Source organism: Limnohabitans sp. Rim8, assembly GCF_945869175.1.
GTDB lineage: Bacteria > Pseudomonadota > Gammaproteobacteria > Burkholderiales > Burkholderiaceae_C > Limnohabitans_A.
In genome coordinates this window covers 1-22130 of the sequence record NZ_CAMBNZ010000022.1, presented here as the reverse complement: position 1 = coordinate 22130, position 22130 = coordinate 1, and the positions used below count along the sequence as shown (strand labels likewise).

23 protein-coding genes are annotated in these 22130 nt (G+C 60.9%); 7 read left to right on the top strand and 16 right to left on the bottom strand.

The window, feature by feature from the left end; all coding sequences use genetic code 11:
• Positions 1 to 17: 17 nt before the first annotated feature.
• From Q0O19_RS05395 to Q0O19_RS05380, 4 genes are read right to left on the bottom strand one after another with little or no spacing between them, the layout of a single operon-like run.
• A complete protein-coding gene (locus tag Q0O19_RS05395; RefSeq protein ID WP_295520746.1) occupies positions 18 to 848 on the bottom strand; it encodes a uracil-DNA glycosylase in 831 nt (276 codons plus the stop codon).
• 8 nt (positions 849 to 856) lie between these two features.
• Positions 857 to 1363 carry a ribosomal protein S18-alanine N-acetyltransferase gene (gene rimI, locus Q0O19_RS05390; RefSeq protein ID WP_295520744.1) on the bottom strand — a complete coding sequence of 169 codons (507 nt, stop codon included), beginning with the start codon at positions 1361 to 1363 and terminating at the stop codon, positions 857 to 859.
• On the bottom strand, positions 1363 to 2190 hold the full coding sequence (gene tsaB, locus Q0O19_RS05385; protein WP_295520742.1) for a tRNA (adenosine(37)-N6)-threonylcarbamoyltransferase complex dimerization subunit type 1 TsaB: 828 nt from the start codon (positions 2188 to 2190) through the stop codon (positions 1363 to 1365). The genes rimI and tsaB overlap by 1 nt, the downstream gene beginning before the upstream one ends.
• Positions 2187 to 3155 (bottom strand): DMT family transporter, encoded by a 969-nt coding sequence (locus tag Q0O19_RS05380; protein WP_295520740.1) that lies wholly within the window; start codon positions 3153 to 3155, stop codon positions 2187 to 2189. The genes tsaB and Q0O19_RS05380 overlap by 4 nt, the downstream gene beginning before the upstream one ends.
• Positions 3156 to 3352: 197 nt before the next feature.
• On the opposite strand from Q0O19_RS05380, the gene dacB reads away from it, so the two are divergent.
• The 3 genes from dacB (at position 3353) to Q0O19_RS05365 (ending at position 6479) form a co-directional block, all read left to right on the top strand.
• Positions 3353 to 4828, top strand: a complete 1476-nt coding sequence (gene dacB, locus Q0O19_RS05375) for a D-alanyl-D-alanine carboxypeptidase/D-alanyl-D-alanine-endopeptidase (protein WP_295520738.1) — start codon at positions 3353 to 3355, stop codon at positions 4826 to 4828.
• Positions 4825 to 5079, top strand: a complete 255-nt coding sequence (locus Q0O19_RS05370) for a SemiSWEET transporter (RefSeq protein ID WP_295520736.1) — start codon at positions 4825 to 4827, stop codon at positions 5077 to 5079. The genes dacB and Q0O19_RS05370 overlap by 4 nt, the downstream gene beginning before the upstream one ends.
• Positions 5080 to 5198: 119 nt before the next feature.
• Entirely contained in the window at positions 5199 to 6479 is a 1281-nt protein-coding gene (locus Q0O19_RS05365) for an alpha/beta fold hydrolase (protein WP_295520735.1), read from the top strand.
• A 6-nt stretch (positions 6480 to 6485) separates the two neighbouring features.
• Here Q0O19_RS05365 and Q0O19_RS05360 read toward each other — a convergent pair whose 3' ends face one another.
• From Q0O19_RS05360 to purE, 3 genes are read right to left on the bottom strand one after another with little or no spacing between them, the layout of a single operon-like run.
• Positions 6486 to 7490 carry an L-threonylcarbamoyladenylate synthase gene (locus tag Q0O19_RS05360; protein WP_295520734.1) on the bottom strand — a complete coding sequence of 335 codons (1005 nt, stop codon included), beginning with the start codon at positions 7488 to 7490 and terminating at the stop codon, positions 6486 to 6488.
• Between the two features lie 9 nt (positions 7491 to 7499).
• Positions 7500 to 8669, bottom strand: coding sequence for a 5-(carboxyamino)imidazole ribonucleotide synthase (locus Q0O19_RS05355; RefSeq protein ID WP_295520732.1), 1170 nt, complete (start codon positions 8667 to 8669; stop codon positions 7500 to 7502).
• Complete coding sequence (purE, locus tag Q0O19_RS05350) at positions 8666 to 9166, bottom strand: 5-(carboxyamino)imidazole ribonucleotide mutase (protein ID WP_295520730.1); 501 nt, start codon at positions 9164 to 9166, stop codon at positions 8666 to 8668. The genes Q0O19_RS05355 and purE overlap by 4 nt, the downstream gene beginning before the upstream one ends.
• An 81-nt stretch (positions 9167 to 9247) precedes the next feature.
• Here purE and trxA point away from each other — a divergent pair, with 81 nt between their 5' ends.
• Entirely contained in the window at positions 9248 to 10201 is a 954-nt protein-coding gene (gene trxA / locus Q0O19_RS05345; RefSeq protein ID WP_295520728.1) for a thioredoxin, read from the top strand.
• Positions 10202 to 10454: 253 nt separating this feature from the next.
• Complete coding sequence (locus Q0O19_RS05340) at positions 10455 to 10814, top strand: hypothetical protein (protein WP_295520726.1); 360 nt, start codon at positions 10455 to 10457, stop codon at positions 10812 to 10814.
• 81 nt (positions 10815 to 10895) lie between these two features.
• Here Q0O19_RS05340 and Q0O19_RS05335 read toward each other — a convergent pair whose 3' ends face one another.
• The 3 genes from Q0O19_RS05335 to pyk form a co-directional block, all read right to left on the bottom strand.
• The gene (locus Q0O19_RS05335; RefSeq protein WP_295520723.1) at positions 10896 to 11804 is read right to left on the bottom strand and encodes a phosphoribosylaminoimidazolesuccinocarboxamide synthase; all 909 of its coding nucleotides are present in this window, start codon (positions 11802 to 11804) and stop codon (positions 10896 to 10898) included.
• A 78-nt stretch (positions 11805 to 11882) separates the two neighbouring features.
• Complete coding sequence (gene fba, locus Q0O19_RS05330) at positions 11883 to 12947, bottom strand: class II fructose-bisphosphate aldolase (protein ID WP_295520721.1); 1065 nt, start codon at positions 12945 to 12947, stop codon at positions 11883 to 11885.
• Positions 12948 to 13076: 129 nt separating this feature from the next.
• Positions 13077 to 14510 (bottom strand): pyruvate kinase, encoded by a 1434-nt coding sequence (pyk, locus tag Q0O19_RS05325; protein ID WP_295520719.1) that lies wholly within the window; start codon positions 14508 to 14510, stop codon positions 13077 to 13079.
• Positions 14511 to 14741: 231 nt separating this feature from the next.
• On the opposite strand from pyk, the gene Q0O19_RS05320 reads away from it, so the two are divergent.
• Positions 14742 to 15857: a fatty acid desaturase gene (locus Q0O19_RS05320; RefSeq protein WP_295520717.1), complete on the top strand. Its 1116-nt coding sequence runs from the start codon at positions 14742 to 14744 to the stop codon at positions 15855 to 15857.
• 99 nt (positions 15858 to 15956) lie between these two features.
• Here Q0O19_RS05320 and Q0O19_RS05315 read toward each other — a convergent pair whose 3' ends face one another.
• The 5 genes from Q0O19_RS05315 to def form a co-directional block, all read right to left on the bottom strand.
• Complete coding sequence (locus Q0O19_RS05315) at positions 15957 to 17162, bottom strand: phosphoglycerate kinase (RefSeq protein WP_295520716.1); 1206 nt, start codon at positions 17160 to 17162, stop codon at positions 15957 to 15959.
• 111 nt (positions 17163 to 17273) lie between these two features.
• Positions 17274 to 17621 carry an AzlD domain-containing protein gene (locus Q0O19_RS05310; protein ID WP_295520714.1) on the bottom strand — a complete coding sequence of 116 codons (348 nt, stop codon included), beginning with the start codon at positions 17619 to 17621 and terminating at the stop codon, positions 17274 to 17276.
• Positions 17618 to 18349, bottom strand: coding sequence for an AzlC family ABC transporter permease (locus Q0O19_RS05305; protein WP_295520712.1), 732 nt, complete (start codon positions 18347 to 18349; stop codon positions 17618 to 17620). Before Q0O19_RS05305 ends, Q0O19_RS05310 begins: the two co-directional genes overlap by 4 nt.
• On the bottom strand, positions 18349 to 19314 hold the full coding sequence (fmt, locus tag Q0O19_RS05300; RefSeq protein WP_295520710.1) for a methionyl-tRNA formyltransferase: 966 nt from the start codon (positions 19312 to 19314) through the stop codon (positions 18349 to 18351). Before fmt ends, Q0O19_RS05305 begins: the two co-directional genes overlap by 1 nt.
• Before the next feature lie 7 nt (positions 19315 to 19321).
• On the bottom strand, positions 19322 to 19828 hold the full coding sequence (gene def, locus Q0O19_RS05295; protein WP_295520708.1) for a peptide deformylase: 507 nt from the start codon (positions 19826 to 19828) through the stop codon (positions 19322 to 19324).
• A gap of 214 nt (positions 19829 to 20042) precedes the next feature.
• On the opposite strand from def, the gene dprA reads away from it, so the two are divergent.
• Positions 20043 to 21200, top strand: coding sequence for a DNA-processing protein DprA (dprA, locus tag Q0O19_RS05290; protein WP_295520706.1), 1158 nt, complete (start codon positions 20043 to 20045; stop codon positions 21198 to 21200).
• A gap of 55 nt (positions 21201 to 21255) precedes the next feature.
• Here dprA and secF read toward each other — a convergent pair.
• Positions 21256 to 22130: protein translocase subunit SecF (gene secF, locus Q0O19_RS05285; RefSeq protein WP_295520704.1), on the bottom strand; the 875-nt coding region annotated here is incomplete at its 5' end.

Sequence of the window (22130 nt, the reverse complement as noted above, 5' to 3'; positions counted from 1 at the left end):
ACCCGGTCAAGCGTGGTTTACTGCCCCCGCACCACTTTCAGCGCCAACACCAAGTCAGCCCAAGCCTTGGCTTTGTCGGGCAGGTTGCGCAGCAGCGCATCCGGGTGGTAAGTCACCACCACGGGCACGCCTTGAAAAGTGTGCACTTGGCCGCGCAGCTTGCCCAGCGGCTCGCTCGATTGCAGCACGGCTTGGATCGAAAACCGCCCCATCACCACCATCACTTTGGGCTTGACCAGAGCCACTTGACGTGCCAAGTAGGGTGTGCAAGTCGCCAGCTCTTGCGGGCTGGGGTTGCGGCTGCCGGGCAGGCGGCATTTGAGGCTGCTGGTGATGTAAACACCCCCTTCGCCGTTCGTGTCGCGACTTAAACCGACCGCCTTGAGCATGTTGTCGAGCAAGGGCTTGGCTTGGCCGACAAAAGGCTCGCCGTGTTGGCCATCGGCTTCAACTTGCGGGTCGCCAATGACCATCCAATCGGCGTGCACATCCCCCACACCGAACACCGCTTGCTGGCGGTGCGCGCACAAATCACACGCTTGGCAAGTGGCCACGGTGTCTTGGAGTGTGGCCCAATCCATTTGCTCCACGCCCTGGGTCAAAGGCTTTGCTGCCAACACCTCAGCCGCAGGCAAGGGCACAAATGCTGGCTTGGGCGCTGGAGCGGCTGGTGGCAGTGCTGGCGTTGCCATGGCCGTCACGGTGGCTGCCTCGACAAGTGCCTGGACTTGGGTTTGTTCGTCGGTCGCGCCGTTGGCCGTCCGCTTGGGCCACCACACGCGCACACCCATCTCGGCCAGCATGGCGCGTTGGCGGTCGTCCAAGTCAAATCGGGTAGGGTCGCTCATGTTCAGGCTCACAGTTTCAAACTCATCACCACCGCGTGCTCACGCTGCTGGCGGCCTGCAGGATAGTAATCCTTGCGGATACTGATCTGCTTGAAGCCGTAGCGCTCGTAGACCTTCAGTGCCCGCAGATTGCTTTGGCGCACCTCCAGCCACAGCCATTGCGCGCCTTCATGGCGTGACCACAAGGACAAGGCGTCCAGCATCATGCGGCCCCAACCTTGCCCTTGGCGGGCAGGCGCCACGGTGATGTTGAGCAAATGCATTTCTTCAAACCCACGCATGGCCAGAAAGTAGCCCAACAACTCGCCATCCAGCCAGAGGCATTGGGCATCAAAGAGGGGGTTGAGCGAATCGCTGAAGTTGCCCCGCGTCCAGGGGTGGCTGTAAGCGCTCTGCTCAATGGCGAGCACCGCATCCAGGTCCTCGTGCGTCATGGCCGCCAAGTTGACGCGGTTGCGCTCTGGCTCTGAAGGCGGTATGCGGGCGGCGGGCTGGGCAGACATCATGGTCAACATCACGCCGGTTTGGCGGCTGGGGACAAGGCGGTCCCCGCCAACAGCGATTTGTCATGCAAAGCCTGGGCCTTCATCACCTCACGCTCGGCGGTGGTGTGGGCCACCTTGTCTCGGATGTACAGGGGCATGGCCTGATCGGCCGGCACGGCCAAACCCTGAGCCCACAGGGCAGGCGCCAAGCGCAAAAGTGCAGCGGCGGTCGGCAAGGCCTCGCACCAGGGCACAGCCCGATTGGTCGGCAACAAACGCTCACCATAGGCCGCCAATGCATTGCCTGCCAGCAACACGGCTTGGCCCTGTGCCAAGAGCAACGATTCTGGGCTTGGGATATTTTCGGGGGCAGTGACCTGCAAGGGCGCTGCCACTTGCCAGTGACCCTCGCCCTGCGCTGGCTGCCAGTGGTAAGCCGCGCTGTACACCTCGTCCATGCGGGCATCCAACAGCGCCAGCACGGTCAATTCGGCATCGGGGGCCAGAACGCCCGCTTGCACCTGAACCCAACGGGCTTCTTCCGCCACGGCCAGCAAGGTGTCGATGGGCAAGACCGGCAAATTGGCGCCAAAAGCCAAGCCCTGCGCCACGGCACAGGCCGTGCGCAAGCCCGTGAACGAGCCCGGCCCACGCCCGAAAACGATGGCGTCGAGCGAGGTCAAAGGCATGTCGGCCTCGGCCAGCATGGCCAGCACCGCCGGAATCAAACCGCTGGAGGCTCGTGCACCACCAGGCAAAGTTTGGGTCCAAACTTGCTCACCACACGCCACGGCCAAGGACATCGCATCGGTGCTGGTGTCAAAGGCCAGCCAACGCGGTTTTGAATCGGCGCTCATGCTGGGGCCCCGGTTTTGGGTTCAGGCTTTGGCATCTGCCGGACGCCAAACAAAATGCCACCGGTCACCAAAGCCAGCCCCGCCAACAAATTCCAGTGCAGGGGTTCGCCCAAAAACCACACCGCGCCCAATGCGGACAAACCGGGCACCAAAGCCGTGATCATGGTCGAACGCACCGGGCCGTAGTGGCGCACCATTTGCGTGAAGGTGATGCCCGAGATGACCACCGAGCCCACGCCCTGAAAAACCACTTGGAACAGGATTTCGGTCCAAGGCACTTGCGTCAAGTGGGTGGGCAACACGCCCAAGCCGATCAAGCCCAGATAAAGCGGCACAAAAGTGACAAATGCAAACGCCGTGATGGCCATGGTGGCGCGCACAGCGTCCAAGCCATGGCGGCGCACGGTGACGCTGTAACCCGCCCAACAGCAGGCGGCGATCATGAACAGCAAATCACCTTTCCAAACCTCGCCCCCTTCAAAGGCCATGAGCAAGCTCGCACCGCCCACTAACACATCGCCCAACACAATGCAACTCAGGCCCAGCGCACGCGCCGAAGAGACTTTTTCGCGCAACACCAACCAGGCCAGCAGCGTGGTCCACAGGGGCAAACTGCCGGGCAACAACACCGAAGCATGTGAGGCAGGGGCAAAAAAGAAGCCGTTGTAAGCCAAGACCGCATAAAGCAAGCCGCCCAAAAAGCCCGCTTGCAAAGTGGGGCCCAAGGGCAAGGGCGACAGGCCGCCCAAGGAACCGGTGGCTTGGCCTGCAAGACGCGCCGGGCGCATCCACCACCAAGCCCAAGGCAACAAAACAGCACTGGCTCCCAAAATGCGGGCCAGAACGATGTCCAAAGGCAGCAAACCCCGAGAGGCCGAAGCGCGTGCAATGACAATGAAACCGGTCCAGATGAGCACCGTGATGACCGCAGAAGCCAGGCCCACGGTTTTTGAAGAAAATCGCATGGGTTCAATCATACGGGGCCGCTGCCCGCTTTCGAGCGGTAAGTCACAACCGCCATCCGCCCCGTTAGACTTCAACGATGTTGTTCTCTTGCATTTCGCACCCAGGCGCCTGCGCCCTTGCCCAAACGCTTAGGCGGTTGCTTTGGGAGGATCGCACCCCGCCCAGTTTTATGCTGTGCGGCTTGCTGGGGCTGGGGTTGGCTCTGACAGTAGGCATGGCGCTGGCTGGGCCTGCCAAAGCCCAAGACACCCAGGGCACAAGACCCACCAACACCCTGACATCCGGCAAACTGCCGCGCCAAGTGCTGCAAACCCTTCAGCAAGCACAAGTGCCGCCTTCGGCCCTGAGTGTCCTCATCACACCCTTGCCCCACAGCACGGCCTCGACCGTACCTCGCCAGTTGTCACACCAAGCGAATGCCAGCGTGAACCCGGCTTCGGTCATCAAATTGTTCACCACCTATGCCGGGCTCAGCCTCTTGGGGCCTGACCATGTCTGGCGCAACCGCATCTACACCGAGGGCACGCTGCGCGATGGCGTGCTGCAGGGCCACCTGATCGTGCGCGGCAGCGGTGACCCCAAACTGGTCGTGGAGCGCCTGCAAGACCTGCTGGCCCAAGTGCAAGCCGCAGGTGTGCGCGAGGTGCGCGGCGACATCGTGCTCGACCGCAGCGTGTTCGATGTGCGTGAGCGCAGCGAACCCTTTGACGACGAGCCCCTGCGGCCCTACAACGTGACGCCAGACGGCCTGCTGCTGAACTTCAAGGCCGTGGTCTACACATTCACACCCGATGCCGCGAGTGGACAAGCCCAAGTGCGCTTTGAGCCGCCACTGGCAGGCTTGACTGTGACGGCTCAACTGCCCGCCACGCAAGCTCCTTGCAACGACTGGCGACGCCAACTGCAAGCCGACTTCAGCCAACCCTTGCAAGTGAAGTTTGCAGGCAGCTACCCCTTGCGCTGCGGGGAACGGGCATGGCCCGTGGCTTATCCCGATCCGGACAACTATGCGCCGCGTGTCATGCGTGCGATGTGGCTGTCTGCTGGAGGACAACTCACCGGGCAAGTCCGTTATGGCACGCTTGCACCATCAGCGCGGTTGCTGGTGGAAGCACCTTCTTTGCCGCTGTCCGATATCATCCAGGACATCAACAAGTTCTCCAACAACGTGATGGCCCAGCAGCTGTACCTGACGCTGTCCAGTGAACTGGGCGCCCCCGGCCGCTTTGAAGCCTCCCGACTGCGCTTGTCGCAATGGTGGCGCAGCGGATTTACCGGGTCAGATGAGCCGGTGATGGAGAACGGCTCGGGCCTGTCGCGTCAAGAGCGCAGCACAGCCCGCGCATTGACGGCCCTGCTGCAAGCCGCCCACGCAGGCCCGCACGCCAAGCACTTTGTCAACTCCTTGTCGCTGGCCGGCTTGGATGGCACCACCGCCCGGCTCAAAGACCGCCACCCACAGTCTCCGGTCATCGGGAACGCCTGGCTCAAAACCGGCTCGCTGCGCGACGTGGTCTCGGTCGCGGGCTATGTGCAAGGACAAAGCGGACAACGCTACACGCTGGTGGCGGTCTTGAACCACCCCAATGCCCATCAAGCCAGAGGGGCTCTTGACCAACTCCTGGAATGGACCGTGCGCGACACCCGCATTCCCCACACCCTCACACCATGAACTTGATCGACTGGGTCGGCTCTTTGGCCGCCATCCTGACCACCGCCAGCTTTGTGCCCCAAGCCTGGCACACCTTCCGCACCCGCGACGTGAGCGGTATTTCTTTGAGCATGTACAGCCTGTTCACAGTGGGCGTGGCACTTTGGCTCGTCTATGGCATTTTGCTGACCGCTTGGCCCATCATCATCGCCAACACCATCACCACCAGCTTGGCACTGATGATTTTGGTGATGAAGCTGCGCTATCGCTGAGTAATTGCTCAATTGATATCGATGACAAATCGGTGAATACCCCATGGTTTGAATCGGTTCACTGGACTAAAGTAAAAAAAGAACGCTTGTTCTTTTTTTAATTCCAATGGAGACAAACCATGAAAACTATGAAAACCATGAAATATGGCATCTCGATTCTGGGCGCAGCCCTCCTCGCCGCTTGCGGTGGGAGTGAGGCTCCGCACGGCGCATTGATCGATACGCCCGTCTTGCTGGGCACCCTGACCAAAGCCCAGTTCGACGGTGGGCCACTGGTGGGTTTGAGTGGCAAAGCCAAATGTGACGTCAAGGTCGTTTCTCTCAATTACGTGACCCCCGGGGTCAAGGGTGAGAGCTCCAATGCCTCAGGGGTTTTGTTGCTACCTTCGGGCGCCGACTGCACGGCCGCTGCACCTTTGGTGGCTTATGCCAAAGGCACCGATGTCCAAAAACCCCGCACACTGGCCAACCCTGCTGACAGCGAAACTTTCCTGCTGGCAGCCATGTACGCCAGCCAAGGCTATGCCGTGGTGGCCACCGACTATTTGGGATTTGCCAAGTCCAACTACAGCTTCCACCCCTATCTGCACGCAGACTCCGAGGCCACCTCGGTGATTGACTCGATTCGCGCCGCACGCAACGCCGTGGCTTTGCAAGGGGCCAGCCTGAATGGCAAGGTCATGCTGACCGGCTACTCGCAAGGGGGGCACGCTTCCATGGCCGCGCACCGTGCGATTGAAAAGAGCTTGTCCTCCGAGATCAACGTGGTGGCGGGCGCACACTTGGCAGGACCTTACAACCTGTCGGGTTCGATGAAACTGCCCGATGCGATTGCGGGTTATCAGTTCTTTGTGCCTTACCTGGTCACCGCTTGGCAGAAAATTTATGGCAACTTATACAGCGACGTCAAAACCGCCTTCAAAGCCCCCTACTCGGATTACATCGAGTCGCTTTTGCCCAGCCCCACGTTGAACTACACCACACTGGTCACCAGTGGCAAGTTGCCGGGCATGAAAGGCGAAACACCCAACGAAGCCCGCGATGCCTTGTTCCAGCCAGCGTTCAGCAGCGATATTCTGACCAACCCCAACAACGCCACTTTCCTGGCCGCAAAAAAGAACGACTTGTTGGACTGGACCCCCAAGTCCCAACTCATGCTGTGTGGCGGCAGTGGCGATCCTACCGTCCCACCGGCTGTACACCAAGCCGTCATGAAAAAAGCATTTGACGACAAAGGTCTGAAAAACGTGAGCTCTGTGGATGTGGATCCTTACATTGCGGCCACTCATGGCCCAGTGACCCCAGCCAATGCCGTCACCTACTACAGCAATTACCATGGCAGTTATGAGCCACCGTTCTGCCACGCACAAGCCAAAGGCCTGTTCGACTTGGTGAAGTAAGTCGACTCAAGCCGCGGCCCGCTGCAACCTGTCCCGCACGCCCTCCCACTCGGGCGTGTCGGGCGGCAGTTGCACCCAAATCTGCGTCACGCCACGGGCATCCAGGTCGCGCAGCACACTGAACACATCGTGCGCAGCTTCCTCGGCTGTGGCCGCTTGCTGACGCCACAGCACACCAGAGCCCAGGCCTTCATCAGCCGTCGGACGCTCGGCCGACCACAACCCCAGGTTGTTGGCGTGTGGCCCCAGTGCTTGCAATTTGTGGACGATGTCAGATGCCGTCATCAGGCGCACTTTGGCGCGGGGCGCATAGTGCGATTCGAGCGTGCCCGAGGCGCGTGGCGCGGCTTGACCCAGCACATCGTGTGGGGCATCTTTGCCCCACACCGTTCGTCCACAAGCGGTTTCAATTTGTGCCCGCGTGATGTGCCCCGGGCGCAGCAGCACCGGCTCGCCGCGTGTGCAGTCGATGATGGTGGACTCGATGCCCACAGCGCAGTCACCGCCGTCCAGAATCAACAAATCGGCGCCCAACTCAGACTGCACATGCGCCGCCGTGGTCGGGCTGACGCGACCAAAGCGGTTGGCACTGGGGGCCGAAACGCCCAGCACGCCCAGCGCCAGGCAAGTCTGAAGCAATGCTTGCGCCACGGGGTGAGAAGGGCAGCGCAAACCGATGGAGCCTTGCCCTCCGGCCGAAGCGGTGGCCACACCGGGTAGGCGCGGCAAGATCAAGGTGAGTGGGCCGGGCCAAAAAGCGGCCATCAACGCTTGCGCAAACTCAGGCACCTGCGCTGCAAACAAGGGCACTTGTTCCTCGCTGGCCACATGCACGATCAGTGGATGCTCGGCGGGGCGACCTTTGGCCACAAAAATTTGCGCCACGGCCGCGTCGTCGGTGGCGTTGGCCGCCAAGCCATAAACGGTCTCGGTGGGCAGTCCGACCAACAGGCCGTCTCGCAAAGCTTGCGCCGCCTGCACGATGGCGGCTTCCGAAGCGTTCAGGATCATGAGGGGTCTTTAAAAAGCGGCCATGCCCAGCAGCGCGGCCGCCAGCAAGGCGGTGGCCCGCACAGCCTCTGGCGTGTCACCGGTGATGTTCAGGTGGCCCATCTTGCGGCCGGGGCGGGCCGACAACTTGCCATACAGGTGCAAATGGGTGCCAGGCAGCGCCAGCACCTTGTCCCACGCGGGGCTGGCGTCTGCGGTCCACAAATCGCCCAGCAAATTGAGCATGATCGACGGCGAGTGTTGGCGCGGTTGCGTCAGTGGCAAACCCGCCAAGGTGCGCACCTGCAGTTCGAACTGCGACTGGTCGCAAGCGTTCAGGGTGTAGTGGCCGCTGTTGTGCGGGCGGGGGGCCATTTCGTTGACCACCAGCTGACCGCCTTCGAGCATGAAAAACTCCACGCAGAGCACGCCCACATAGTGAAGGCCTTCGGCAATCGCGCGTGTCGCAGCGACAGCTTGGGCGGCCACCTCGGCAGGCACTGCGCCTTCGTACACGCTGGTCACGGCCAAAATACCTTCGCGGTGCAGGTTCAGCTGCACCGGAAAATTCACCATCTGCCCGTCGGCCCCTCGCGCCACAATGACCGAACACTCGGCCTGCAAGGACAGCATTTTTTCGAGCACGCAGGGCACGCCCTTCAACTCAGCCCATGCGGCCCCCAGCGCTTCGCGGGTGTTGACGCGGATCTGGCCCTTGCCGTCGTAACCCATGCGGGACGTTTTCAGGATGCCGGGCAGCAAATCCGCCGTGACGCCGTTCAACTGCTCAGCGGTTTCGATGACGGCATGCGGCGCAACCGGCACACCACAGCGCACAAAGTGGGCTTTCTCGGCGGCGCGGTCTTGCGCGATGGCCACGGCTTGCGAAGCTGGGGCCACCGGGCGGTGGGCACCCAGCCTCAGCAAGGCCGGTGCGGGCACGTTTTCAAATTCGGTGGTGATGGCCGCGCAGCGTTGCACCAGCTGGGCCAGCCCTTGCTCGTCGAGGTAGTCCGTCTGGATGTGGTGGTGGCTCACCAGACCGGCGGGGCTGGCAGCATCAGGGTCAAGCACCACCGTGAAGTAACCCATGGTTTGCGCCGCGTGCACGAACATGCGCCCCAGCTGGCCACCGCCCATCACGCCCAAGGTGGCCATCTGACCATGGACATTGGACCCCGGCAAAATGGCGCGGCTCATGCGCCGCCCACGGGTGGCAAAGTCATGGCGCGTGCCGCAGCGGTTTGTTCGGCGCGAAACGCTTCGAGTTTTTGACGCAACGCAGCGTCGTGGTTGGCCAGCATGGCCACCGCAAACAGGGCCGCATTGGCCGCGCCCGCAGCACCAATGGCAAAAGTCGCCACCGGCACGCCCTTGGGCATTTGAACGATGCTGTGCAGGGAATCCATCCCCGACAAGGCCTTGGTCTGCACGGGCACGCCCAGCACCGGCACCACGGTTTTGGCCGCAAGCATGCCCGGCAGGTGGGCTGCGCCGCCCGCCCCCGCAATGATGGCCCGCAAGCCTCTCGCAGCGGCGGTCTCTGCGTAAGTGAACATATCGTCCGGCATTCTGTGGGCCGAAACCACGCGGGCGTCGTGAGCAACACCAAACTGTTGGAGAATCTGGACTGCGTGCTGCATGGTGTCCCAGTCGGAGCTGGAACCCATGACGACGCCGATGAGCGCATGAGTCATTGGGTGCTTTTCGTGATCAATGTCGAATTTTAAGGTTTCGGTCCGCACGGAACTGAAACACAACCCGGAACCCTGCCCAACATGATGGACGTCACGATACAAAACTTTGAAGCCGAGGTCATCCAAGCCTCCATGACCACGCCCGTCTTGGTGGACTTTTGGGCCGCTTGGTGCGGTCCCTGCAAATCGCTGGGCCCTGTCCTCGAAAAGGTGGAGGTCGCTTACGAAGGCCGTTTCAAGCTGGTCAAAATCAACGCCGATGAAGAGCAACAGCTGGCCCAAGCCTTTGGCATCAAAAGTCTTCCCACCTGCGTTTTGCTCCAAAATGGCCAGCCCGTCGACGGTTTCATGGGGGCTTTGCCCGAAGGTCAGGTCAAGCAATTTCTGGACAAGCACCTGCCAGCGGTTGAAACCTTGCAGGCACAAGCTGCGGCGCTGGAGGCACAAGAGCACTTGCAAGCCGGAGACGAAAACAGCGCCCGTGCCGCCTTGGAACAAGCCCTGGCCACCGACCCCGGCAACGACGACGCCCGATTCGACCTGGTCAAACTGCTGATCGGCCTGGGCGAATTGGCAGAAGCCACCGCCTTGCTGGCACCGGCCATGGCCCGCATCCCCGTGCCCTTGCGGTTTGAAGCCCAAACCCAGTGGCTCAAGGCCCTGGAATTTGTAAGCACCGACCCCCGCGGCCAATGGGACTTGGCCCAGTTTGACGCCTTGATCGACCAGAACAAACGAGACTTTGACGCCCGTTTTGCCAAAAGCCGCCTGTTGATCGCCATGGGCCATTGGGAAGCGGCGATGGATGAGTTGCTGGAGATCATCATGCGTGACAAGAAGTGGGACGAGGAAGCCCCGCGCAAAACCTTTGTGGCCCTGCTGGAGTTGATGACACCGCCCAAGCCCAAAACGCCAGACGCCAGCGGCAAATCTGCGGGCGGCATAGAGCTGATGGGCAAAGCCGCCATGCAAGAAGACCCGCACATGGCCATGATTTCCAGCTACCGGCGCAAGCTGAGCATGATGCTCAACTGAGATCCTGAAAGGACCTCTTGGGCCCGCCGATCTTGCACAGAGCCGCAAGATCGGCGGGCCTTTTTCATGGGCCGGGGACAGTCTGAAGGATTCATTCTCTATTTTGAATCATCAAAAACGATAATTTCTTTGTTTTTGTAATACTTGTCGTTACAGACACTTACGGATTTACCGTCATTTGGGCAGATTTCAATTGCACCTCAGGGGTGAGCAAGTCTAAAATTTAAGCACCACTTTGTGATTCATTTTAAACATGGCCCGCACCGAACCCCTGATCACCCCTGAAGAGCTGCAATGCTTGCTCGGCAACACGCCAGTGCGAGCTGCGCTTTCAGGTGCCAGCCTCTGGCAACACCTTGTGCATATCGGGGCTGCCCTCTGGCTGGTCAAAGGCGTTTTTCTCTATATGGTGCTCATCAGCCCCGAAGCCGCCAGCTTGGTGGGCAGCAGCCGTTACTTCTGGCTCAGGGGCAGCTTGGAATTGACGTGCCTGTTCGCCTTCTGGGGGGCTGCAATTCACCCAAGGGGCCGAAAAATGGCCAGCGCCAGCATGCTGGTCGCCAGCACCACCTGGCTCATGGACGCGATGACCCTGCTGGCCTTCGCTGGCTGATTCACCCCATCCCCAATGCCCAAGGCGCTGCCATGCAGCGCCTTTTTGTCGTCTGAACGCCGGATGGGCTCAGGCCCCAACTCAGGCCATCAGCTTTTTCATGGCTTCTTCGTACTTGGCTGAGGTGTTCTCGATCACCTCGCGCGGCAAGCGGGGCGCAGGCGGCGTTTTGTCCCAAGGCTTGCCTTTGACCTGAGCGGTTTCGAGCCAGTCGCGCAAAAACTGTTTGTCGTAGCTGGGCGGATTGGCCCCCTCCACATAACTGGCGGCAGGCCAGTAACGGGAAGAATCGGGCGTCAACACCTCGTCCATCAACACCAGTGTGCCGTCGGTGTCCAAACCAAACTCGAACTTGGTGTCGGCGATGATGATGCCTTTGGAGGCCGCGATGTCCCGTGCGGCCTTGTACAACTGGATGCTGATGTCACGAATGCGGCTGGCCAGATCGGCACCGATCATCTCCACCGTTTGCTCAAACGTGATGTTTTCGTCATGCTCACCCACTGCGGCCTTGGCCGCTGGTGTGTAAATGGGCTCAGGCAAGCGGCTGGCGTTTTTCAGACCTACAGGCAATTGCACACCGCACACGGCCTGGTGGTCCTGGTATTCCTTCCAACCACTGCCGGCCAAATAACCCCGCACCACCGCCTCAACCGGAATGGGCTTCAAACGCTTGACCAGCATGGAGCGGCCCGTGACCTGAGGCACTTCTTCGGCGCTCACCACGCTTTCAGGGGCATCGCCCGTGAGGTGGATCGGGCAAATGTTGAGGCCTTGGGGTCCGAGTTGGTCAAACCAGAACAAGGCCATTTGCGTGAGCAACACGCCTTTGCCAGGAATGGGCTCGCCCATGATGACGTCAAACGCGCTGATGCGGTCGGACGCCACCATCAGGATGCGGTCTTCGCCCACCGCGTAGTTGTCGCGCACCTTGCCGCGGGCCAGCAGGGGCAAAGAAGTCAGGGCAGAGGTGTGAAGGGCAGAGGTCATGGCAAACAATCAAGCATCAGGAAAAAGAAAAAGGCCCGTTGAACAGGCAACGGGCCTTTCGGCTCAATCATCGCAGGCTCAGTTCACCACTTGCGCCAATTCGCCCCTTGCATAGCGTGCGGCCACGACCTGCAGGTTGTCACCCTTGATCTTGGGGGCTTGGCCTTCGCAACCGAACTCCAGGTAGCGTTGTTTGCAAATTTGCTTGGCCGCTTCACGGGCTGGCTTGAGCCATTCGCGGGCGTCGAACTTGTCGGGGTTTTCAAACAGGAATTTGCGCACCGCCGCCGTCATGGCCAAGCGGATGTCGGTGTCGATGTTGATCTTGCGCACACCGTGCTTGATGGCTTCCTGGATTTCTTCGACAGGCACGCCGAAGGTTTGCTTCATTTGGCCACCGTACTGGTTGATCATGGCCAGCAGCTCTTGAGGCACGCTGGACGAGCCATGCATCACCAAATGGGTGTTGGGGATGCGGGTGTGGATTTCTTTCACACGCGAGATGGCCAAGATATCGCCCGTGGGCTTGCGGCTGAATTTGTAAGCACCGTGGCTGGTGCCAATGGCGATGGCCAAAGCGTCCAGACCTGTCGCCTTGACGAACTGAGCAGCTTCTTCGGGGTCGGTCAGCATCTGGCTGTGGTCCAACTTGCCCACCGCACCGATCCCATCTTCTTCACCGGCTTCGCCCGTTTCCAGATTGCCCAAACAGCCCAACTCGCCCTCGACCGACACCCCTTGCAGGTGCGCCATCTCGACGACGCGGCGGGTCACGTCCACGTTGTAAGCGAAGTCAGCCGGTGTTTTGCCGTCTTCCAGCAAAGAGCCATCCATCATCACCGACGAAAAGCCCAGATCGATCGCCCCTTGGCACACCGCCGGGCTTTGGCCATGGTCTTGGTGCATGACCAGAGGAATATGGGGCCACTGCTCGGTGGCCGCTTGGATCAAATGCTTGATGAAGGGTTCGCCCGCGTATTTGCGTGCACCCGCGCTGGCCTGCAAGATGACCGGCGCACCGACCTCATCGGCCGCGGTCATGACGGCCTGGACTTGCTCGAGGTTGTTGACGTTGAACGCTGGAATGCCATAACCGTTGACGGCCGCATGGTCCAGCAGCTCGCGCATTGAAACGAGTGCCATGGTGGTGATTTCCCGGGATGTTGAAAATTCAGATGTGCCGGGATGTACCCGGTCTGTCACTGGCCTAGATTTTATAGGTTTCGGCCTGACGCAACTCTGAAAGCCCCCGACCCGCAGGGCTGCACAGGTTCAAGCGACCTGGCAAATCTTCAGCATGTTGGTGCCCCCGGGTGAACCCATGGGCTCGCCGCAGGTGATGGCGTAGACATCGCCCGTGCCGACGATGCCACGGTTTTTCAGGTGGGTTTCGGCCTCGGCCAAAGCGGTGTCGCGGTCGGCGCTGGTGTCCATGAGCAACGGACGCACGTTGCGGTACAACGCCATCTTGCGCTGGGACGTCAGCTTGGTGGTCAGCGCATAAATGGGAATGTGCACGCGGTGGCGGCTCATCCACAAGGCGGTGGAGCCCGATTCGGTCATGGCCACAATGGCTTTGGCACCCAGGTGGTGCGCGGTGAACAAAGCACCCATGGCAATCGACTGATCGATGCGGCTGAACGACTGGCCACGGAAATCGGCGTCGAGCTGCACGTCTTCGGCGCTTTCGGCCGCCTCGCAGATCTTGGCCATCTCTTCGACGGTTTCGAGCGGGTATTTGCCCGCAGCGGTTTCGGCGCTCAGCATCACCGCATCGGTGCCGTCGAGCACCGCGTTGGCCACGTCAGACACCTCGGCACGGGTGGGCACCGGGTTGGTGATCATGCTTTCCATCATCTGGGTGGCGGTGATGACGACCTTGTCGTGCACCTTGGCCAACTTGATCATGCGTTTTTGCAGGGCAGGCACTGCGGCATTGCCCACTTCGACAGCCAAATCACCCCGGGCGACCATGATGCCGTCGCTGGCCTTGAGGATGGCTTCGAGGTGCGGGATGGCTTCTGCGCGCTCGATCTTGGCGATCAGCCCCGGCTTGTGGCCGTATTCGGCACCCGCCACATTGCACAGCTGGCGGGCCATTTCCATGTCGGTGGCGTTTTTGGGGAAGCTCACGGCCACATAGTCGGCCAACAGGCTCATGGCGGTCTTGATGTCGTCCATGTCCTTGGCGGTCAGTGCGGGAGCCGTCAAGCCACCGCCTTGCTTGTTGATGCCTTTGTTGTTGGACAACTCACCGCCGAGCTTGACGGTGGTGTGCACCTGCTCACCCTTGACAGCGTTCACCGTGAGCACGATCAGACCATCGTTGAGCAAGAGCACATCGCCGGCCTTCACGTCGCGTGGCAATTCTTTGTAGTCCAGGCCCACGCCTTGCAAGTCACCCAACTCGGTGCGAGAGGCGTCCAGCACAAACGGCATGCCGGGCTCGAGCATCACTTTGCCGTCAACAAACTTGCCCACCCGGATTTTGGGGCCCTGCAAGTCGGCCATGATGGCCACTTCGCGGCCTGCCCGCTGCGAGGCTTCTCGCACCAGACGGGCCCGGTCCACGTGGTCCTGGGCTTTGCCGTGGCTGAAGTTCAGCCGCACCACGTTCACACCCGCACGAATCATGGCCTCCAGCAAGGCTGGATCGCTGGAAGCAGGGCCTAAAGTGGCAACAATCTTGGTGGCGCGACGGGGCATTCGGAGGTCTCCATGTAATTTGATTTCAATTTTCACACGAAATCGGTTACATGACGGTTTCTTTTGAGCCAGTTCCCTCAACACAAACCCCCAGCGGCCAAGCATGGGAGGCGAACCAGACACCCGCTGTCCACCGATTCCCCCCCTTGGGGGCCCCTCAATTGATCCTTGTCATCCAAGGATGATGGCAGGCGACTAAACTCAACACCAAACAAGTTATTGAAAAGCGTTATGACCGCACTGACTCCACAGACCACAGACCAGCCCATTGCCCTGGACCAGCCGCTGCCACACCGCAAAACCTTGCGCGAGTGGCTGATCCCCTTGTCCGAGCGCAGCACCCTCAGGGCTTTTGTGCTTTTGATCCTCGACTACGCTCTGTTTTTCAGCCTCATCACGGGCACCCTCGCGCTGGATGCGATGTGGGCCAAGGTGCTGTGTGCATTGGCTGCAGGTTTTGTGATCGGCCGCCTGTTCATCATTGGCCACGACGCCTGCCACCAAAGCCTCACGCCGCACCGCGAACTCAACAAAGTCTTGGGCCGCATCGCCTTTTTGCCCTCGCTCACCCCTTACAGCTTATGGGACACTGGCCACAACGTGGTCCACCACGGCTACACCAACCTCAAAGGCGTGGATTTTGTCTGGACGCCGCTGACGGCCGCCGAATTTGACGCCCTGAACCCCATGCAAAAACTGCTCGAACGCGCTTACCGCAGCGGCTGGGCGCCAGGTTTGTATTACATGGTGGAGATCTGGTGGAAGCGCGAGTTCTTCCCCAACAAGACCCACATGCCCACCCGCCGTCCGATCTTCTTCAAGGACAGCCTGCTGGTCAGCTTGTTTGCTGCCTTCTGGATCGCCACGATCGCCGCCGCCGCGCTGTACACCGGCCAGTCGGTTGTTTTGTCAATTCTGCTGGGCTTTGCCGTGCCCTTTTTCTTTTGGAACAGCATGATCGGCTTTGTGGTCTATGTGCACCACACCCACGTCAAGGTCTCTTGGCACGACAACAAGGCCGCCTGGACCAAGGCCGCGCCGTTTGTGTCGACCACCGTGCACCTGACCTTTCCCTTCAACATCGGTGCGCTGATGCACCACATCATGGAACACACCGCCCACCATGTGGACATGAGCATCCCCTTGTACCGCTTGAAACAAGCCCAAGCCAAACTCGAAGAGATGCTGCCCGGTCGCATCATCGTGCAACCCTTCTCTTGGAAGTGGTACTTCGAGACCGCCAAGAACTGCAAGATGTACGACTTCACACGCGAATGCTGGACCGACTTCAAAGGCAATATGACCAGCCCGGTGCGCGCCAACTTGCCTGCTGCGGCCCAAGCCTGATCAGGGTCTCATGCCTCAAAGAAAACCCCGCACTGCGGGGTTTTTTGTTGGCATTTTGTTGGGAAATGGCCCTGTTGGGGTAAAGCCCCCAAGGCGCAATCAAGCTGCTGCGCGTCGGCTCAAAATTTCGAACGCAGGCAAAGTCTTGCCCTCCAGGATTTCGAGAAACGCGCCGCCACCGGTCGAGATGTAGCCGATCTGCTGGTCGATGCCGTATTTGGCGATCGCCGCCAGCGTGTCGCCACCGCCCGCAATGCTGAAGGCGCTGGATTCGGCAATCGCCTGGGCGATCACTTGGGTGCCATGGGCAAACTGATCGAATTCGAACACGCCCACCGGGCCGTTCCACACAATCGTGCCCGCCTGCTTGAGCTGGGCAGCCAGTTTGGCCGCGGTCTCGGGGCCAATGTCCAAAATCATGTCGTCATCGGACACGTCTGTGGCTTTCTTCACCGTGGCCACCGCGTCGGCGGCAAAGGTCTTGGCCACCACCACATCGGTCGGGATGGGCACCTCAGCGCCACGCGCCTTCATGGCCTCGATCACCGCTTTGGCCTCGTCCACCAGGTCGGCTTCGGCCAGGCTTTTGCCAATCTTCAATCCCGCCGCCAGCATGAAGGTGTTGGCAATGCCGCCGCCCACAATCAGCTGGTCCACGTTTTGCGACAAGCTCTTCAAGATGGTCAGCTTGGTGCTGACTTTGCTGCCTGCCACGATGGCCGCCAAGGGGCGCTTCGGGTTGGCCAAGGCCTTGCCGATGGCGTCGATCTCGGCGGCCAGCAAGGGGCCCGCGCAAGCGATGGGCGCAAACTGGGCGATGCCATAGGTGGTGCCTTCGGCGCGGTGGGCGGTGCCAAAGGCGTCATTCACGTAGATGTCGCACAACGCGGCCATCTTGCGGGCCAGCACTTCGTTGTTTTTCTTCTCGCCGGGGTTGACGCGGCAGTTCTCGAGCAACACCACCTGGCGAGGGGCGACGGTCACGCCGTCCACCCAATTGGCGACCAAAGGCACCCCATTTTCAAAAGGGTGGCCAAGCAACTCACCCAGGCGCTTGGCCACCGGGGCCAGCGAGTCCTCGGGTTTGAACTCGCCCTCGGTCGGGCGGCCCAGGTGGCTGGTCACCATCACGGCGGCCCCTGCGGCCAAGGCCATCTGGATGCAGGGTACGCTGGCGCGGATGCGGGTGTCTTCGGTGATGCTGCCGTCATCGGCTTGTGGCACGTTCAAGTCAGCGCGGATGAACACGCGTTGGTTTTGGACTTGGTCTTGGGCGCACAGGTCAGAAAAGCGGATGACGTTCATGAAGGGGACTCGATTAAGGAAAATATTGGCTTCTGATTTTAAAAGCCTGCTCTGACAGAGGCTGACACCTGCAGCGGTACGAACCTCAAACAAGGCCACAAAGGCCCAGAACTACCAGCCCAAGCCCAAGTGCAAAGGCAGATACACGGCCATGCCGGCGATGATGGTTAAAAACACATCACGACGCCAAAAATAAACACCCGCGCCGACCACGGCCGAAAACAGCCGTGCGTCTTGCCAGGTGCTGACCAGCTCACCTTGCACGGTGATGATTTCCGGGATCACCACCGCCGACATCGCTGCAATTGGCGCGTACTGCAAGCCGCGCTGCGCCCAGTGCGGCAGTTGCCAACTTTGGCTCGAGATGAAAAAGAAACTGCGGGTGATCACCGTGACCAGTGCCAGTCCGGCGATGACGCCCAAGGTCCAGAGGTCGGTGCCTCCCCAATGGGCGGTCATGCCGACACTCCGGGGTCAGGGCGCAATTTTTCTACCGTCAGGCACAAGATCACCGCCACGGCAATCGCCACCACGATGTTGAGCTTGAGCGGAAGGCTGTAGGCGGCCACCGCCGCCGCCGCAGCCACCGCCCCCGACAAAATGCGCATGCGCGAACTGGCCAGCGAGCACTGGATGCCCAGCAGGCACAAAATGCCCGCAAAGCCCAGACCCCAGCTGGGCGGAATCAGGTTGGCCAGCGCGATACCGACAAAACTGGCCACCATCCAGGACGACCAGTTCAAAAAGTCATTGCCCGCCAAATAGGCTTCCTGCTCCAAACGCCCCTCGGCGGTCTCGGCCGGGTGGTCGTACTTGCGAACGAACAAAACATAGCTGATGTCGGTCGTCAGGTAACCGTGGCACATGCGTTGCCAGCGCGGCAAGTGGATCAAAAACTGGCGCAGGTGCAAGCTGAACACGACAAAGCGCAAATTGACGCAAAAACCGGTGGCCAAAATCACCCAAGCAGGCGCACCGGCCACGATCAGCGGGATCGCCGCCAACTGTGAGCTGCCCGCGAACACCAGCAGTGTCATGGCGCCGGCTTCGAACGCACTCATGCCCGACTTGACCATGGCCACACCGGTCATCAGGCCCCAGGCTGCGATGCCCGGCGACTGGGGTGATACCTCGCGCATGCCTTGCACGAAGGCGGGATGACGGTGAAGGCGTGAGAGGAAAAACATCAGGCCACCACCAGCCTTTGGCCCACCTGCAGCGGACAGCCACGCAGGAAATCGGCAGCGCCCATCCGCTTGCCACCGGGTCGCTGCAATTGCGTCAGGCACAACTGGCCTTGGCCACACGCCACACGCACGCCTGTGGCGTCCGCGTGCACCACCGTGCCGGGTTCGGCGGGGCTTGGCAAAGGCTCGGCCACGGCATGCCAGAGCTTGAGGCTTTCGGTACACGTATCGGTTGTGAGAGGCACGGTCATGCCCGGGAAGGGGTCAAAGGCACGGATGCGCCGGGCCAGGGCCTCGGCGCTCAAGGACCAGTCGAGTGCAGCTTCGGCCTTGTCGATCTTGTGGGCGTAGTTCACCCCTTCGCTGGGCTGGGGCGCGTGCGGCAAAGCATCGAGCGATGCCAGCGCTTGCACAATGGCTTGGCCCCCCAGCGCCGCCAGTCGGTCGTGCAACGTGGCGGTGGTGTCGGTCGGTCCTATGGCCTCGTGGCGCAGCAGCAGCATGTCGCCGGTGTCAAGGCCCGCGTCCATCTGCATGATGGTGATGCCGGTTTGGGTGTCCCCCGCCTCGATGGCCCGGTGGATGGGCGCCGCACCGCGCCAACGCGGCAAAAGAGAAGCGTGGATGTTCAAGCACCCACGAGGCGGAAGGTCCAGCGTCCACTGCGGCAAGATCAGGCCATAGGCGGCCACGATCATGACGTCCGCCTGAGCAGCGCGCAAAAGCTCGCGGGCAGCCGCTGCGTCTTCGGGGTACTTGCCGTCCAGTCGCAAGCTGCGCGGCTGGGCCACGGGCACCGCATGGTCCGCAGCCCACTGCTTGACAGGGGAGGCTTGCAGCTTCATGCCACGCCCGGCGGGGCGGTCGGGCTGGGTCAGCACCAACACGATGTCGTGTCCCGCCGCGTGCAAGGCCACCATGGCTTCGCGGGCGAATTCGGGCGTGCCCGCAAAAATCAGTCGCATGCCGTGCTCAGCGCTCGGCTTTTTGGGCTTTGACCAATTTGGTCTTGATGCGGCCTTGCTTGAGGGGGGAGAGGTATTCCACAAACACCTTGCCCATCAAATGGTCCAGCTCATGCTGAATGCAAATGGCCAACATGCCTTCGGCCTCCAGGCTGAGGCTGCTGCCATCGCGGTCGAGGGCGGTGACCTTCACACGGGTGGCACGCTCCACGCCGTCGTAAATGCCCGGCACCGACAGGCAACCTTCTTCACCCTTGACCCGCTCCTCACCCATCCAGGTGATCTCGGGGTTGATCAGCACCAAGGGCTGGTTTCGTTCTTCCGAGGTGTCAATCACCACCAGCCGCTCATGCACGTCGATCTGGGTGGCCGCCAAGCCAATGCCACTGGCTTCGTACATGGTTTCCAACATGTCGTCGATCAAAGCGTGCACACGGCTATCGACGGTTTGAACGGGTTTGGCCACCTTGTGGAGGCGGGGGTCGGGGTAGCAAAGGATCGGAAGCAAGGCCATGGCGTCAACACAATGAAGAAATCAAGCGTCTATTGTCCCCAATTTCCGATGCACCTGCCGGCACAGGCATTGGAGGGCAAGCAACCGGGTGTGCGGCAAGTCCAGCGCTTCATCAACACCACCACCCTGCTGGGGACCCCACCCTGTTCAACACCCCGGCTTTGGACCACAATTGCCTGCACAGACAGCCAACAAGGCTGCACAGGGAGACATGATGGTGAAGACCCCGGAAGAACTGGGCGCTTGGTTGCGCCTTGCGCTCACGCCTGGCATTGGGCCTGATGCGGCCAGGCGTTTGCTGGCCGCATTTGGCAAGCCCGAAGCCATTTTTGAACAAACCGAAGCCGCCTTGCGCCACATGGTTTCGGCCCCGCAAGCCCAAGCCCTGCTGGAAGCACCTCAGGGCTGGCAGGCCTTGAGCGATGAGACCTGGCTTTGGTTGCAAGCCTCACCCGAACCGGCGATTGCTCGCGCACTGGTCACCTTAGGGGACCCCGACTACCCTGCCGCCTTGCTCGAAATTCCCGACCCACCCCTGATGCTTTACGCCTTGGGGCAGATTGCGGCGCTGCGTCAGCTGGACATGGGGCGCTGCGTGGCCATGGTGGGCAGCCGCAACCCCACCCCGCAAGGCCTCATCAATGCCCGCGAATTCGCTCGCAGCTTGGCCGCAAGCGGTTTGACCATCACCTCGGGTTTGGCCCTGGGGATCGATGGTGCAGCCCATGAAGGGGCTTTGCTGGGGGCAGCTGTCGGCGCAGCGGGCACGACGCTGCCCACCATCGCCGTGGTGGGCACAGGCCTCGATCGGGTCTATCCGCGCCAGCACCGCGATCTGGCCCACCAGATTGCCCAGCGGGGTGTGATCCTCAGCGAGTACCCCTTGGGCACGCCGCCCCTGGCCCCCAATTTCCCGCGCCGCAACCGCCTGATCTCGGGCCTGTCGCAAGCCACGCTGGTGGTCGAAGCCGCCTTGCTGTCGGGCTCCCTCATCACCGCCAAACAAGCGCTGGAGCAAGGCCGCGACGTGATGGCCATCCCGGGCTCGATCCACGCCACCCAGTCCAAGGGTTGTCACCTGCTCATCAAGCAAGGTGCCAAACTGGTCGAGTCTGCACAAGACGTGTTGGAGGAATTGCAATGGCCGGAGCCTTTGGCGCTGGTGCCACGGGCTTTGTCGCCCACTGCATCAGACCTGCCCGAAGACGAACTGCTGACCGCACTCGGCCATGACCCGGTGAGCCTGGATGCGCTGCAAGCCCGCTGCGGACTGCCCACGGCCCAACTGCAAGCCCAATTGCTGGAGCTGGAATTGCTCGGGCAAGTGGGCCGTTTGCCTGGGGGGCTGTTTCAGCGACTGGGTTCGGCGTGAAAGAAACAGGGCCACAAAAAAGGGCCACAAGTGGCCCTTTCCTGGTCACAGACGGTCAGACGACCGCGCCCGAATTTTCATCGTTCGGGTCGTTGTCTTTTTTGAGCGGCTTGATCAAATCTTCGCGCTGCAAGCCCAACCACATGGCGATGGCGGCGGCCACAAACACCGACGAGTAAATGCCAAAGCAAATGCCAATCGTCAGCGCCATGGCGAAATAGTGCAGGGTCTCGCCGCCAAACAGCAGCATAGACAAGACCATGATCTGGGTCGAGCCGTGGGTGATGATGGTTCGGCTGATGGTGGAGGTGATCGCGTTGTCGATGATTTCCACGGTGTTCATCTTGCGGTAGCGGCGGAAGTTCTCGCGGATCCGGTCAAAAATCACCACCGACTCGTTCACCGAGTAACCCAGCACCGCCAACACCGCGGCCAGCACCGCCAGCGAAAACTCCCACTGGAAGAAGGCAAAAAAGCCCAGGATGATGATCACGTCGTGCAAGTTGGCGATGATGGCCGAGACGGCGAACTTCCACTCAAAGCGAATGGCCAGATAAATCATGATGCCGATCACCACAAAGGCCAGGGCTTTGAGGCCGTCTTCGGCCAACTCATCTCCCACTTGCGGGCCTACGAACTCGGTGCGGCGCAGGGTCACATCGGGGTCGTTGGCTTTCAGCGCCGACAAGACTTTTTCGCTTTGCTGGGCCGAACTCACCCCTTTTTGAGCGGGCAGTCGGATCATCACATCGCGAGCCGAGCCAAAGTTTTGCACCTGCACTTCGCTGAACCCAAGCGTCGCCACGGTGCCGCGCACCTTTTGCAGGTCAGCGGGTTGGCTGTAGCTCACCTCCATCAAAGTGCCGCCGGTGAACTCCACAGACAGGTGCAAGCCACGGCTGAACAAAAAGAACACCGCCAGGGCGAAGG

What these genes read in the sequence shown, in the direction of transcription:
- Q0O19_RS05395 (WP_295520746.1), bottom strand. Translation starts at nt 848, where the DNA reads ATGAGCGACCCTACCCGATTTGACTTGGACGACCGCCAACGCGCCATG.
- rimI (WP_295520744.1), bottom strand. Translation starts at nt 1,363, where the DNA reads ATGTTGACCATGATGTCTGCCCAGCCCGCCGCCCGCATACCGCCTTCA.
- tsaB (WP_295520742.1), bottom strand. Translation starts at nt 2,190, where the DNA reads ATGAGCGCCGATTCAAAACCGCGTTGGCTGGCCTTTGACACCAGCACC.
- Q0O19_RS05380 (WP_295520740.1), bottom strand. Translation starts at nt 3,155, where the DNA reads ATGCGATTTTCTTCAAAAACCGTGGGCCTGGCTTCTGCGGTCATCACG.
- Q0O19_RS05370 (WP_295520736.1), top strand. Translation starts at nt 4,825, where the DNA reads ATGAACTTGATCGACTGGGTCGGCTCTTTGGCCGCCATCCTGACCACC.
- Q0O19_RS05365 (WP_295520735.1), top strand. Translation starts at nt 5,199, where the DNA reads ATGAAAACTATGAAAACCATGAAATATGGCATCTCGATTCTGGGCGCA.
- Q0O19_RS05360 (WP_295520734.1), bottom strand. Translation starts at nt 7,490, where the DNA reads ATGATCCTGAACGCTTCGGAAGCCGCCATCGTGCAGGCGGCGCAAGCT.
- Q0O19_RS05355 (WP_295520732.1), bottom strand. Translation starts at nt 8,669, where the DNA reads ATGAGCCGCGCCATTTTGCCGGGGTCCAATGTCCATGGTCAGATGGCC.
- purE (WP_295520730.1), bottom strand. Translation starts at nt 9,166, where the DNA reads ATGACTCATGCGCTCATCGGCGTCGTCATGGGTTCCAGCTCCGACTGG.
- trxA (WP_295520728.1), top strand. Translation starts at nt 9,248, where the DNA reads ATGATGGACGTCACGATACAAAACTTTGAAGCCGAGGTCATCCAAGCC.
- Q0O19_RS05340 (WP_295520726.1), top strand. Translation starts at nt 10,455, where the DNA reads ATGGCCCGCACCGAACCCCTGATCACCCCTGAAGAGCTGCAATGCTTG.
- Q0O19_RS05335 (WP_295520723.1), bottom strand. Translation starts at nt 11,804, where the DNA reads ATGACCTCTGCCCTTCACACCTCTGCCCTGACTTCTTTGCCCCTGCTG.
- fba (WP_295520721.1), bottom strand. Translation starts at nt 12,947, where the DNA reads ATGGCACTCGTTTCAATGCGCGAGCTGCTGGACCATGCGGCCGTCAAC.
- pyk (WP_295520719.1), bottom strand. Translation starts at nt 14,510, where the DNA reads ATGCCCCGTCGCGCCACCAAGATTGTTGCCACTTTAGGCCCTGCTTCC.
- Q0O19_RS05320 (WP_295520717.1), top strand. Translation starts at nt 14,742, where the DNA reads ATGACCGCACTGACTCCACAGACCACAGACCAGCCCATTGCCCTGGAC.
- Q0O19_RS05315 (WP_295520716.1), bottom strand. Translation starts at nt 17,162, where the DNA reads ATGAACGTCATCCGCTTTTCTGACCTGTGCGCCCAAGACCAAGTCCAA.
- Q0O19_RS05310 (WP_295520714.1), bottom strand. Translation starts at nt 17,621, where the DNA reads ATGACCGCCCATTGGGGAGGCACCGACCTCTGGACCTTGGGCGTCATC.
- Q0O19_RS05305 (WP_295520712.1), bottom strand. Translation starts at nt 18,349, where the DNA reads ATGTTTTTCCTCTCACGCCTTCACCGTCATCCCGCCTTCGTGCAAGGC.
- fmt (WP_295520710.1), bottom strand. Translation starts at nt 19,314, where the DNA reads ATGCGACTGATTTTTGCGGGCACGCCCGAATTCGCCCGCGAAGCCATG.
- def (WP_295520708.1), bottom strand. Translation starts at nt 19,828, where the DNA reads ATGGCCTTGCTTCCGATCCTTTGCTACCCCGACCCCCGCCTCCACAAG.
- dprA (WP_295520706.1), top strand. Translation starts at nt 20,043, where the DNA reads ATGGTGAAGACCCCGGAAGAACTGGGCGCTTGGTTGCGCCTTGCGCTC.